14 protein-coding genes are annotated in these 12,302 nt (G+C 75.5%); 9 read left to right on the top strand and 5 right to left on the bottom strand.

Annotated features, from left to right (window positions below; genetic code table 11):
- Nucleotides 1-46: 46 nt before the first annotated feature.
- Together EF903_RS18330 and EF903_RS18325 are read right to left on the bottom strand one after the other, a co-directional pair.
- On the bottom strand, nt 47-529 hold the full coding sequence (locus EF903_RS18330) for a lamin tail domain-containing protein (RefSeq protein WP_125544508.1): 483 nt from the start codon (nt 527-529) through the stop codon (nt 47-49).
- Nucleotides 530-877: 348 nt separating this feature from the next.
- Nucleotides 878-1,960, bottom strand: a complete 1,083-nt coding sequence (locus tag EF903_RS18325; RefSeq protein ID WP_260615548.1) for a lactonase family protein — start codon at nt 1,958-1,960, stop codon at nt 878-880.
- A 184-nt stretch (nt 1,961-2,144) separates the two neighbouring features.
- Here EF903_RS18325 and EF903_RS18320 point away from each other — a divergent pair, with 184 nt between their 5' ends.
- Nucleotides 2,145-2,975, top strand: coding sequence for an AraC family transcriptional regulator (locus tag EF903_RS18320; protein WP_260615546.1), 831 nt, complete (start codon nt 2,145-2,147; stop codon nt 2,973-2,975).
- Nucleotides 2,976-3,074: 99 nt separating this feature from the next.
- Nucleotides 3,075-3,200, top strand: coding sequence for a hypothetical protein (locus EF903_RS35290; protein ID WP_260615544.1), 126 nt, complete (start codon nt 3,075-3,077; stop codon nt 3,198-3,200).
- A gap of 73 nt (nt 3,201-3,273) precedes the next feature.
- On the opposite strand, the gene EF903_RS18315 is transcribed toward EF903_RS35290, so the two are convergent.
- The 3 genes from EF903_RS18315 to EF903_RS18305 form a co-directional block, all read right to left on the bottom strand.
- A complete protein-coding gene (locus tag EF903_RS18315) occupies nt 3,274-3,759 on the bottom strand; it encodes a phosphate-starvation-inducible PsiE family protein (protein ID WP_260615543.1) in 486 nt (161 codons plus the stop codon).
- A gap of 104 nt (nt 3,760-3,863) precedes the next feature.
- A complete protein-coding gene (locus EF903_RS18310; RefSeq protein ID WP_125544500.1) occupies nt 3,864-4,316 on the bottom strand; it encodes an iron chaperone in 453 nt (150 codons plus the stop codon).
- A 67-nt stretch (nt 4,317-4,383) separates the two neighbouring features.
- Nucleotides 4,384-4,743: a VOC family protein gene (locus EF903_RS18305; RefSeq protein WP_125544498.1), complete on the bottom strand. Its 360-nt coding sequence runs from the start codon at nt 4,741-4,743 to the stop codon at nt 4,384-4,386.
- Between the two features lie 200 nt (nt 4,744-4,943).
- Between EF903_RS18305 and EF903_RS18300 the strand changes: the two genes are divergently transcribed.
- From EF903_RS18300 to EF903_RS18270, 7 genes are all read left to right on the top strand, one after another.
- On the top strand, nt 4,944-7,805 hold the full coding sequence (locus EF903_RS18300; RefSeq protein WP_125544496.1) for a LuxR C-terminal-related transcriptional regulator: 2,862 nt from the start codon (nt 4,944-4,946) through the stop codon (nt 7,803-7,805).
- Nucleotides 7,806-7,876: 71 nt separating this feature from the next.
- Complete coding sequence (locus EF903_RS18295) at nt 7,877-8,608, top strand: sporulation protein (protein WP_125544494.1); 732 nt, start codon at nt 7,877-7,879, stop codon at nt 8,606-8,608.
- Nucleotides 8,609-8,742: 134 nt separating this feature from the next.
- On the top strand, nt 8,743-9,690 hold the full coding sequence (locus tag EF903_RS18290) for an NmrA/HSCARG family protein (protein ID WP_125544492.1): 948 nt from the start codon (nt 8,743-8,745) through the stop codon (nt 9,688-9,690).
- A 92-nt stretch (nt 9,691-9,782) separates the two neighbouring features.
- Nucleotides 9,783-10,625 (top strand): heavy metal-binding domain-containing protein, encoded by an 843-nt coding sequence (locus EF903_RS18285; protein WP_125544490.1) that lies wholly within the window; start codon nt 9,783-9,785, stop codon nt 10,623-10,625.
- Nucleotide 10,626: 1 nt separating this feature from the next.
- The gene (locus EF903_RS18280) at nt 10,627-11,490 is read left to right on the top strand and encodes a heavy metal-binding domain-containing protein (RefSeq protein ID WP_221888752.1); all 864 of its coding nucleotides are present in this window, start codon (nt 10,627-10,629) and stop codon (nt 11,488-11,490) included.
- A gap of 165 nt (nt 11,491-11,655) precedes the next feature.
- Entirely contained in the window at nt 11,656-11,874 is a 219-nt protein-coding gene (locus EF903_RS34740) for a hypothetical protein (protein ID WP_221888751.1), read from the top strand.
- A 101-nt stretch (nt 11,875-11,975) separates the two neighbouring features.
- The coding region (locus EF903_RS18270; protein ID WP_125544488.1) for an FAD-dependent oxidoreductase at nt 11,976-12,302 on the top strand (327 nt) is incomplete at its 3' end.

Raw genomic sequence — 12,302 nt, 5'->3', positions numbered from 1 at the left:
GGGGAGTGATCGGATGAACAGGCCAGGAACGGCGACCGGGCGGCGGTCAGCGGCGGCGACCCTCGCGGCCGCCCCACGACTGGGTGTCGACGATGTTCCCGCGGGCGTCGCGCAGCGTGGCGGTGTCGCGCTCGTCCCAGATCTGGCGGCGGCTGTCCTGGTAGACGTCGGTGCGCGTGTCGCGGCCCTGGCCGGTGTGGACCCGGACGCTGGAGCGGCCGTCGAGGCGGAGGCGGTCGAAGCGGTAGCGGTTGCCCTCGCGGTCGGTGAGGGTGAACCCGCGCAGCTCCACGGCCTGCCGGCCGTTGTTCCGCACCTCGACCCACTCGCGGTTCAGGTCGTTCACGGTGCGGCCGCGGGTGCGGCTCTCGTGCTGCACGTCGCCGATGGCGAGGGCGGAGTGGCGGGCCGCGCGGCGGTCGTGCCGGTCGTCGTCGTGGGCGGCGGCGGGCAGCGCGGTCGCGCCGACCAGGGAGCCGGCCGCGAGGACCGCGGCGAGCAGGCGGCGGGTGGCGAGGGAAGCAGACATGGGGGTGGCTCCTTCGGAACGCGAGCCCGGACCGGACGCCATCGCGCCGGCCGGACTCCGTGCGGTTCCCGGCGTCGTGCCGAGGCGCCACACTCTGGCCTCCCCGCACCGCCGGACACCGCATCTCGGGCGCGTGTTTCCCAATGCGGATATTTCCGTAACACTCCCGTGTAGCGGGCAAGGGTCAACAGTGCTTGACGGCTGCGCGGGTGCGGCCCCCCGGCGGCCCGCCCGCCGCTTGGCCCCGGGGGCCTCCGGCCTGACGCCCGCCCCCGCGGCGGCGTACGCCGAACGGGCGGCACGCCCCGTAACAGCCCGCCCGCGCCGGCCGGCGGGCTCCGCCGGGTGTCAGGCGAACACGACGCAGGCGGCGGCCGGGACCTCCGCCTGCCCGGAGCGGCTCAGCCGCCCGCTTGCGGGGTCGGCCTCGAACCACGTGACGTCCCCCGACCACTCGTTGGAGACGTAGACGCGCCGCCCGGACGGATCGGCCGCCAGGTCGCGCGGCCAACTCCCGCCGCACGGCACGGTCTGGACGTGCCGCGGCTCCCCGGCGTCCCCGGCCAGCGCGAATGTGTGCAGCAGGTTGCTGCCGCGGACCGCCACCCGCAGGAACCGCCCGTCGCCCGAGACCAGGGCCACCGAGGGGTACTCGCGTTCGCCCGCCGCCCCCGACGAGCCCAGCGGCACCCCGCCGGCGGGATCGAGCCTGCCGGCCGCCGCGTCCCAGCGGCACACCGTCAGCAGGGGCTCCAGCTCGTGCACGACGTACGCGGTGTCCCCGCCGGGGCCGAACGCGAGGTGGCGCGGACCGCTCCCGGCGGGCAGGGCCGTCTCCGCGTGCACGCGCAGGGCCCCCGTCGCCGGGTCGAGGGCGCAGACGCGCACGGAGTCGGTGCCGAGGTCGACGCTGAGGATCCAGCGGCCCGAGGGGTCGGCCAGCACCTGGTGCGCGTGCGGGCCGGCCTGCCGGTCCGGGTCGGGGCCCGAACCCTCGTGCGCGAGGACGCAGGGTTCGTCGGCGGGGCTGCCGTCGGCGCCGAGGCCGAGGCTGCTCACGCTGCCGGAGGCGTAGTGCGCGGTCAGCAGCCGGCCGCCGGCCAGGCCCAGGTGGGTGGGCCCGCGTCCGCCGACCGGCGCCGGTCGGCCGAGCGGCACGAGCCCGCCGGCCGTGGTCCGGTACGCCGCGACGACGCCCTCGCCGTCGTCGCTGTCGCTCACCGCGTACAGGAACCGCCCCCCGCCGCCGAGCGCCAGGCAGGCCGGGTTCACGATCCCGTTCAGGGCGGCGAGGGGGGTCAGCGCCCCCGTGGCGGGGTCCACCGCGGCGGTCGTGATGCCGAGGCCGCCGCCCGTGGTGAAGGACCCGATGTAGGCGTGCCGTCCGAGATGTCCGCCGCCGTGGTCCGTGGTGCTCGCGCCGCCGTCCACCGAAGTGTCCTTCCCGCCGCCTGTGGGAGCCGAAAAGGACGATAACAGGACAATAAGGGTGTCCGGATCTTTCGCCGGCCCTCCGGCGCGTCTGTAATCCTGAAGCGGATCCGGGGGCTGGGGCAGAGGGAGGGCGCGCATGCCGGTGACCGGGGAGACAAGGGCGGACGGCCGCGGAGTACGGATGACCCGGATGGGCGGCCGATGGCGGGTGACCCGGCCGTGGCCCGCCCGCCTGCGGCCCTTCCTGCACAGCTATGCAGGCTACTGGGAGGCGGCGGCCACGCCCTACCGGGTGCGGCTCGTCCCCACCGGCCGCGCCGTGGTGCTGATCAACCTCGGCGAGCCGTTCGCCCAGGTGCGGCGGCTCGCCGAGGAGACGGGCCTCACCGGTCGGGCCACCGGCGCGCTGGTGGTGGGCCTGGAGGACGGGCCCCGCGTGTGCGACCACCCCGGAGGGCAGGAGGCGATCCGCCTGGAGCTCACCCCGCTCGGCGCCTACCGGCTGTTCGCCCTGCCCATGGGGGAGCTGACCAACAGGGCCGTCGGACTCGGCGACGTCCTCGGACCGGCGGCACGGCTCCTGGTGGACCGGATGGCCGCCACCCGCAGTTGGGCGACCCGGTTCGACCTGCTGGACGCCGCGCTGACCGCGCGGCTCGACAGCGGCCCGGTGCCCGCCCCGGAGGTGGTCCAGGCGTGGCGGCTGCTGCGCCGCAGCGGCGGCACGGTCCCGATCGGCCGGATCGCCGGCGAAGTCGGCTGGAGCCAGGGGCATCTGGTCCGCCGCTTCACCCAACAGGTCGGTCTCACGCCCAAGACGTCCGCGCGCGTGCTGCGCTTCCGGCGGGCCGTCCGGCTGCTCACCAGCGAGCACGCCACCCCCGCCGACGTGACCGCCGCCTGCGGCTACTACGACCAGGCCCACCTGAACCGAGAGTTTCGCGCCCTGGCCGACACCACCCCGGGGCGGATGGCCGCGGCCCGGCTCGCGGAAGGGGCGCTCACCCTCTGAGGCGATGTCACATTCGTCCAAGCCAGGGCGCGCTCGCCGCCGCTAACGTCCCCTCCATCGCCGAACGGGCACCCGGCCCGCGGAACGGGGGAGTGGTCGATGGAAGACTTGCTGCGCATCCTCGTCGCAGGCGCGCTCACGGGCGCGCTGGTCGGAGCGGCCGGCGCCCTCGGACGCCGCAGCCGCAGGCGCCGCGAGGGCGGCGGCGGCACGGAACGCCGCTGACGGGCCCGGAGCCGGGGCGCGGTCCGCCACGGGGGAGCGGACCCCGCCCCGGCCCCGCTGCCGGCGCGCGCCGTCAGCCCTTCGGCAGGTCCGCGTCCGTGCGGTCCGACTCCGTCAGGGCGCGGTGCCAGACGTACAGCGCCACCGCCATGACGAGGATCAGCACGGTCAGGACGAGCAGTTCGACGCCCTGCACCTGCCAGGTGAAGGACTTCTCCGCCTCGGCGGTCACGATGAGCACCTTCCGCACCCCGGCGATCATCCCGACCACGAGGAACGGCTCGGCGTTCAGCGTCCGGTTCAGGATCGTCAGGCGCACCGTGTGCAGCAGCTCGGCGACGATGAACAGGACGAGGCTGCTGTCCAGCGCCGACAGCACGATCGCCTGCTCGTCGTACGGCCCGCGGATCGCCGCGACGACATCGCCGACGACCCCGACTGCCAACAGGCCCGCGAGGAGGATCAGGAACGCCGCCACGACGAGGTGGATGCCGTCCTCCGCCATGCACAGGACGCGCTGCACCCGCGAGTCCCCGCCGTCCTTCCGGGCCGCTGTCATGCAGCGCATGCTAGGTGCGCACGGCTCGGGAACACGGCTGCCCGCGGTGGTCGAACGGGTGACAGCCGCCCCCGGTGTCCGCCCTGCGCCCACCCGCGTGCGCGTCAGCCGACCGCGCGCCGCACGAGGGCGGCGATCCGCTCCTCCACCTCGTCCGTCACCTCGGTGAGGGCGAAGCCGGCCGCCCACATGGCGCCGTCGTCCAGGGCGGCCAAGTCGCTGAAGCCGAGCGTGGCGTAGCGCGCCTTGAACTTCTCGGCGCTCTGGAAGAAGCAGACGACCTTGCCGTCCCGGGCGTAGGCGGGCATGCCGTACCACAGCTTCGGGGCGAGCTCCGGGGCGTGCGCCCGGACGACGGCGTGGACGCGCTCGGCCATCACGCGGTCCGACTCCTGCATGTCGGCGATCTTCGCGAGGACGTCGCGTTCGGCGGCCGCGGCCTTCTCCGCGGCCGAGCCGCGGCGGGCGGCCTTCTTCATCTCCTGTGCGTGGTCGCGCATCGCGGCGCGCTCCTCGGCGGTGAAACCGGCGTACGTGCTGTTCTCGGTGGTGCTCATGGGATACGGCTCCCGGGGTCTCGGCGGGGTTTCGGCGGTTGCGGACGTGCGGTGGGGCGGCGAGGGCTCAGCGGTCCTGGAGGAGGCCGACCAGGTTGCCGTCGGGGTCGATCACGGTGGCCGTCAGGCGGCCGCCGCCCACGTCGCCGACCGGGTCCTTCACGGTCGCGCCGGCCGCGGTCAACTCGGCGAGCTTCGCCTCGATGTCGGCCACGTGCCAGTAGGCGAGCGGCGCGGTCAGGCCCTGCGGCCCGCCGGCCGGCAGCAGCCCGAGGTGCTGTCCGCAGGACTCGAAGCCGACGTAGTAGGGGGCGTCGACCTGCGGCGGGACGCCCAGCAGGGCCGTGTACACCGCCTTGGCCTGCCCGAGGTCGGAGACGGGGACCAGCACGGTGCGGAAGCCCTGGTGGTCGGAAGCGGTCGTCACGGCAACTCCTCGGTTCGCGGGGTCGGATCGGCCCGGTCCGGTACGTCCGGCGGGCCCGTTCTCGCTGTGCCCCCAGCTTCCCCCGGCAGCCGTACGGACCGCCTCCGTGCTCACCACGGAAAGCACCACGGACAGCACCACGCAGACACCACGGCCCGCACCCCCGCCGGGAGTTCGGAAGATCATCGGATAATGGCGCGGTGACCACTCCAGCCATCTCGTCCCGCGAAGCCGAAGTCCTCGACCTGCTCGGGGAACACCTCAGCAACGCGGAGATCGCCGCCCGGCTGTTCATCTCCGTGCGCACGGTCGAGTCGCACGTCTCCTCGCTGCTGCGGAAGCTGGAACTCCCCGACCGCCGTGCGCTCTCCCGCCGCTCGCCCGGCGGTACGGCCCCGCGCCCCGCCGCGGCCCCGCTGCCCGCCCCGCTGACGCCGTTCGTCGGGAGGGCGCGGGAGCAGGCGGAGCTCGCGGAGGCCGTCACCGCGGGCCGGCTGGTCACGGCCGTCGGCCCGGGCGGCATCGGCAAAACGCGCCTCGCCCTGGCGGTCGCGGCCCGGGCGGCCGGCGACTTCCCGGACGGCGTCTGCTTCGCCGACCTCGTCCCGGTCACCGACCCCGGGCGCGTGGCAGCCGCCGTCGCCGCCGCCACCGGCGTGGGCGAGCAGCCGGGCCGCAGCCTCGACGACATCCTCCCGGCCGCCCTCGCGGACCGCCGGGCGCTGCTGGTCCTGGACAACTGCGAGCAGGTCCGCGAGGGAGTCGCCCCCTTCCTGGAACGGCTGCTCACCGCCTGTCCCGGCCTCCACGTACTGGCGACGAGCCGCGCCCGGCTCATGGTCCCCTTCGAGCGGGTCTTCCCCGTCCCGCCGCTGTCCCGCGTCGGCGGCGGCCGGTCGGAGGCGGCCTCCCTGTTCCTGGAGCGGGCGGCGGCGGTCGGCCGGGCGCCCGATCCGGCGGAGTACGACCACGTGACGGCCCTGTGCGAGCGCCTCGACGGGATGGCCCTGGCGATCGAACTGGCCGCGGCGCGCTGGTCCACCCTGGGCCTCGACGGTCTCACGGCCGGCCTCTCCGACCAGCTGCGCATCCTCGCCGGCGGGCCCCGCGCCGACGGCCGGCACCGGTCCGTGCGCGCCGTCCTCGACTGGAGCCACGACCTGCTCGCGCCCGAGGACCGGGCCCTGCTGCGGCGCGTGTCCGTGTTCGTCGTGCCGTTCACGGCCCAGGCCGCGGCCGAGGTGGCGGGCTTCGCCCCGCTGGACCCGGCCGCCGTCGCCGACGGGCTCGGCAGGCTCGCCGAACAGAGCCTGCTCACCGTGACGCCCTCCGCGGGCGGAACCCGCTACCACGCCCTGGAGACCATCCGCCAGTACGGGGCCGAGCGGCTCGCCGGCACCGGGGAACTGGGTGGGGTGCGGGGACGCCACCTGGCCTGGTCTCTGGCTGCCGCGGCCGCCCTCGCCGAGGACGCCGCGGTTGCCGGCGGCTCCCCCCTCGGCCCGCAGAGCGCCCCGCAGGGCGGCGCCGCGTGGCGGGTCCGCTTCGACGCCGTCGCCGACGACCTCAGGGCCGCCCTCGCCTGGGCCGCCGGCCTGCCGGAGCACCGCGCCGACGCCCACCGCCTCGCCCGCGCCCTCGCCTCCTGCGCCTTCGCCCGGAACCTGCTCGGCGAGGCCCAGCAGCGCCACGAGCAGGCGGCCCGGCTCGCGGCGGACGACGCGGACGCGGCCGCCGCCCTGCGCCAGGCCGCCGGAGTCGCCGGCTGCCGCAGGCTGGGCGACGACATGTACCGGCTGCACCGGGCCGCAGGCGAAGCGTCCCGCCGTGCCGGGGACCCCGCCGCGGCCGCCCGCGACCTGGCCGCCGCAGCCACCGTCGCCTACCGCTTCTCCAGCACGTTCGAACGGATCCCGGAGGCCGCGGAGGCCCGGGCCCTTCTCGACGAAGCCCGCGGGCAGGCCGCCGCCGGCGGGGACCCGGCCGCCGAAGCGGCCCTGGCGCTCGCCGAAGCGGCCGTGGTCGCCGACGCCTTCGGCGCCGTCCAAGGGGACGCCGACAACAGCGCGGCGGACACCGTCGCCGCCGCCGAGCGGGCCGTCGACCTGGCCCTCCGCGCGGGCGACGCCGTCGCCCGGTCCGCCGCGCTCGACGCGCTGTCCGGCGCGCAGAGCTGGGCGGGCGACCCCTTCGCCGCCGCGGCCGCCGCCCGGCACCGCCTCGGCCTCCTGGACCGGGCCGGCGCCGCCGCACCCGCCGCCACCCACGAACTCGTCGACGCCCTCGCGATGGCCGCCGCCACCGCCATCGGCACCGGCGAACTGCCGCAGGCCCGCGACTGGGGCGAGCGCCTCGCCGGCCGCCCCCTCCTCGCCGAGGTCGGCGACCACGCCACCTCCTGGCTGCTCGTCGCAGACGCGCTGGCCGGGCGGGCCGACGACGTCCTCGCCACCAGCCCCCGCTTCCTCGACGCCTGGGAACGGACCGGCCGGCAGCGCTCCTTCTCCCTCGGCCCGGCCGCCGCCGCCGTCGCCATGGTCCACGGACTGCGCGCGGACCGCGGCGCCCGCACCGCCTGGCTCGCGACGGCCGACCGGGCCGGCGCCGAGGACGACCACCGGCACGGCCACGGAGCCGTCTTCGACAGCATCGTCCTGCTCCACCACGGCGACCCGGCCGCCGCCCTCGAACGGACCGCGCCCGAACCCGAAGCCGTGTGGAAATGGGTCTGCTGGGTCTGGCTGCACTGGTACGCGGCCCTCCGGGCCGAAGCGGCCGTCCTCGCCGGCCACCCCGAAGCCGCCGCCCGCACCGCCGCCGCCCGGGACCTCGTCACAGGCAATCCCGTCGCGACCGCCCTCGCGGACCGCGCCCAGGCCCTCCTGGACGGCGACCCGCAGCGGCTGCTCGCCACCGCGGACGCCTTCACCGCAGCCGGCTGCCCCTACCAGGCGGCGCGCACCCTCCTCCTCGCCGGAGGCCGCCATGCCGCCGACGGCGCCGCCGCGCTCGACGCCCTCGGCCTGCGGACCGGCACCACCGGACCCGCCGCAGCGCACTGACCCCCCGGCCGGCCGGCCCGCGCCGACGGCTACCGTGGTCGGCACCAGGACACACGAGGGGGGAAGCCGCCATGGCATTCCGCAAGCTGCTGAGCGCGCTGGGCGTGGGCGCGCCCGAGGTCGAGACCGAACCGGACCGGACGCGGTACCTGCCGGGCGAGGAGGTCACGGGCACCATCACCCTGCGCGGCGGCGCAGCGGACGCGGAGATCGAGCGGCTGACCGCGGAACTGGTGGTCCGCTTCGAAAGCCACCTCACCGAGTCCACCTACCTGCACCCCGTCGTCCGGCGCGAGCTGACCGGACCCTTCACCCTCCGCGCCGGCGAGGTCCGGACCGAGCGGCTCTCCCTGCCCCTCCCGCTCGCCGTGCCGCTCACCCATGCCGGCGGCCGCCCCCTCAAGGGCGCCTACTGCGCGATCCGCACCGAACTCGCCGTCGACAAGGCGGTCGACCGCGGCGACCTGGACGAGATGGAGGTCCACGCCCTCCCGTCGCAGGCCGCCGTCCTGAGAGCCTTCGAGGCGCTCGGGTTCCGCTTCGACGAGGCGGAGGTCAAGCCCGGCATCGCCCTCGGCTCCCGCCAGGACGTGGACTGGTGGCAGGAGATCGAGCTGTCCGCCCCGCCCGGGTACGGGCTCGACACCGTCGAACTGCTCCTCGCCGTCCTCCCGGACGAGATCGACGTACGCCCCGGGACGACCGTCGCGCCGCTCACCCTCCGGCACGAGGAGACCGCCGACCCCGCCGCCCTGACCGCCCGCCTGGAGGCGCACCTGCGCAGCGTCTTCCCGCCGCGCTGACACCGCCCGCCCGCCGGCGGCCGTCACCGGAACGGACCACACGGCGGCGTGTGCGCCGGGGCTGCGGGGCCGCCCGACCGTAGGTTTCGCTTCCAGGTTCCGAGCGTGGCTGCGGCAGGGAAGAGGTGCTGGCGATGGACGGCAGGCGGACCATCACCGTGTTCGGCGCGACGGGGCAGCAGGGCGGGGCGCTGGCCCGGGCCGTCCTGGCGGACGCGGACGGCGCCTTCGCCGTCCGCGCCGTGACCCGCCACCCCGACTCCGACCGCGCCAGGGAGCTGGAACGGCTCGGCGCCGAGGTCGTCCGGGCCGACCTCGACGACGAGGCCGGCCTGCGCTCCGCCCTCGAAGGCGCCTACGGGGCCTTCATGGTGACCAACTTCTGGGAGGACATGAACGCGGCCCACGAGAAGGAACAGGCCCAGGCCCTCTCCCGGGCGGCCGGACACGTCGGGATCCAGCACGCGGTCTGGTCCACGCTGGAGGACACCCGCGAGTGCATCCCGCTGGGCGACGGCCGGATGCCGACGCTGCAAGGCTCCTACAACGTCCCGCACTTCGACGCCAAGGCGGAGGCGGACCACTTCTTCACCGACGACGGCGTCCCCACCACCTTCCTGCGGACCACGTTCTACTGGGAGAACCTGCTGTCGATGTTCGCCCCGCAGCGCGGCGAGGACGGCGCCTTCGAGCTCATCTACCCCATGGGCGACAGCCGCCTCTCCGGTATCGCCGTCGACGACATCGGCAAGACCGCCCTGGCCGTCTTCAAGGGCGGCACCGACTTCATCGCCGCCACGGTGAGCATCGCAGGCGAGCACCTGACCGTCGCCGAGATGGCCGCCACGATGACCGAGGTGCTCGGGCAGCCCTTCCGCTACCGGCCGCTCACCCCGGACGCCTTCCGGGCACTCGGGTTCCCCGGCGCCGACGAGGCCGGCAACATGTTCCAGTACTACGCCGACTGCGAGCACGCCTTCACCGCCGCCCGCGACCTGGCTGCCGTCCGCGCCCTCCACCCCGGCCTGCAGGACTTCCGCACCTGGCTGACCGCACACCGCGAGCAGTTCGACCTGTCCTGACCCCGAGCCCCCCGCCGCCCCCCGGTGACATAATCTGCCGAACGGGGGTGTGATCCGCGTGGCGGATCCGCGTGATCTGCGGCGGGGGGACCATGGCAGGTCGAAGGAGTGCCGGTCCACCGGCCGGCACATGGGATTCCGCGCTGTCCGCCGAAGAGTTCGCGGCGATCGGCGGTGTCGGCTTCGAGCCGGTCGGGCAGGTGCTCGGCACGGCCGTCTTCACCATCGAGGACACCGGTCTCCGGGGCTGCCCCGGCAGTTGGCCGGCCGCCGATGACAACGGCACGGTGGCGTCCTCGAGATGGGCGCCCTCCCTGGCGCAGCAGACGCGGACCGTGTACGCGGCCCGCCGGACTGCCGTGGCCCGCGCGGTGGCCGAGTGCGAGGCGCTCGGCGGCGACGGGATCGTCGGCGCGGACCTCCGGGTCGCCGCATTCCCGGCAGGGGGAACGGAGTTCACCGTGCGCGGCACGGCCGTCCGGGCGCGTTCGCGCTTCCGGCCGCGGACGCCCTTCACCTCGCACCTGAGCGGCCAGGACTTCGCCAAGCTCCTGCACACCGGGTGGGTCCCGGTCGGAATCGTCTTCGGCATCGCCTTCGCGGCCCGGCACGACGACTGGCACGACTCCCTCCTGGGCCCGCTCACCGCCCCCACTCAGGAGGTCGACGGCCACACCCGGCTGATCGGCCGCGTGCGCCGCGAGGCCCGCAGGCAACTCGCCCTCGACGCCGAGAGGCACGGTGCCCGGGGGGCCGTCGTCGACGACGTGGAGCTGCGGGTCGCAGGGAGCGAGTGTCCCGGCTTCGGGGCGAAGCGCGACCTCACCGCCGAGGCGGTCTTCGTCGGCACCTCGATCACCCGGTTCGGCCGCCGCGGACGGGCAACCGGCACCACACCGCCACTGACCATCATGAGACTGGAGCGCGAGGGCTGAGATGACCGGACGAACGGGGCGGGACGTGCTCGGCGAAGCCGCCGGGCCGCCGGCGCAGGACGTGGCCGAGGACGCGATGCGCCGGCTCGCACAGCTCGAACCGGGCGGGAAGCGCCCGATCTTCACCTCGGACCTGACGGTGAACGAGTTCCTGCTGGTGCGCGAAGCCGGCTTCCGCCCGCTCGGCCTCGTCCTCGGCACGTCCGTCTACCACGTGGGCCTCCAGATCGGCAGGTGGTCCAAGAACCAGGAGCTGGCCAAACTGTCGCAGGCCATGTACGAGGCCCGCGAGCAGGCGATGAGCCGCATGGAGGCCGAGGCGTCCGCCCTGGGGGCGGACGGGGTCGTGGGCGTGCGGCTGGACATCGAGCTCAAGGAATTCGGCTCGGACATCGTCGAGTTCACAGCGGTCGGCACGGCCGTCAAGGCGGACGGCGCGGATCCGGGACCGGCCGGGACGTGGCACAACAACAAGGGCAAGCCCTTCACCTCGGACCTGTCCGGCCAGGAGTTCTGGACGCTGATCCGCGCCGGCTACGCCCCCCTCGACCTCGTCATGGGCTCGTGCGTCTACCACGTGGCACACCAGCGCTTCACCCAGGTGCTCGGCAACGCGGGCCGCAACGTCGAGATCGAGCCGTTCACCCAGGCGCTCTACGACGCACGCGAACTCGCCATGAGCCGCATGCGCGCCGAGGGCGAAGCCCTGGAGGCCGAGGGCATCGTGGCCGTGCGGCTGCAGCAGCACACCCACGGCTGGGGCGGCCACACCACCGAGTTCTTCGCCGTCGGGACGGCCGTACGCCCGCTGCGCGACGACCACGCCATCGACCGGCCGGCCCTGGTGGTGAGCCTCGATGGGTGAACCCGACGTGAACCTGCTGGCCGCGGCCCTCCGACGGGACGGCGCCGACCTGGACCTGTACGCGCGCGTGCTGTGCGCGAACCTGGCGGACTCGCTGCCGGCCGGCGCCGTACAAGTCCGCCGCAGGCGCTCCCTGGCGGAACGGATGGCCGGCGCGAGGGGTCCGTGGAGGAACTCGACATCGCGCTCGGAGAGCGGAGGCTCGCGCTGCGGACCGACCGCGGGCGGGTCGCGGGGGAGGTCCTGCACGAGGTACGGGGCATCGTGCTCTCCCGTCGCCGGGTGGAGCTGGACGAGTGGATCGACACCCTGGCCCGGTGCCTGGCGGAGGAAGCCGTGGCGAACGCCCGCGCCCGCGAGGCGCTGGAACGCCTGCTCGCCTGAAACGCCGCCGCCGCGGCCCCGCGGGAGCCGCCCGGCATGCGCAGGGGGCCGCGTACAGCGGGGGGCCGCAGTCCCAGCCCCGACACCCCGGAGGATGTCCCATGCCGATACGTCACGCCGTCGTGGTCGGAGCCGGAATCGGCGGCCTCACCGCGGCCATCGCCCTGCACCGCCGCGGCTGGGACGTCACCGTCTGCGAACGCGCCCCCGAGCCGCCCGCCACCGGCGCGGGCATCGGCCTCGCCCCCAACGCGCTGCGCGCCCTCGACGCCATAGGCGTCGACGCGGCCCGCGCCGCCGGCAGCGCGATTCCCGACACGATGGGCGTGCGCCGCGCCGACGGGCGCAGGCTGACCGGCGCCGGCACCGCCGAGATGGCAGCGCGCTACGGCACGGCCCCGATCGCCGTCCCCCGCCCGGCCTTCACG

Source organism: Streptomyces sp. WAC05292, from assembly GCF_003949955.1.
Classification (GTDB): Bacteria; Actinomycetota; Actinomycetes; order Streptomycetales; family Streptomycetaceae; genus Streptomyces; species Streptomyces globosus.
The sequence above is the reverse complement of the archived record's forward strand: the minus strand, read 5'-3'. Positions and strand labels throughout refer to the sequence as shown.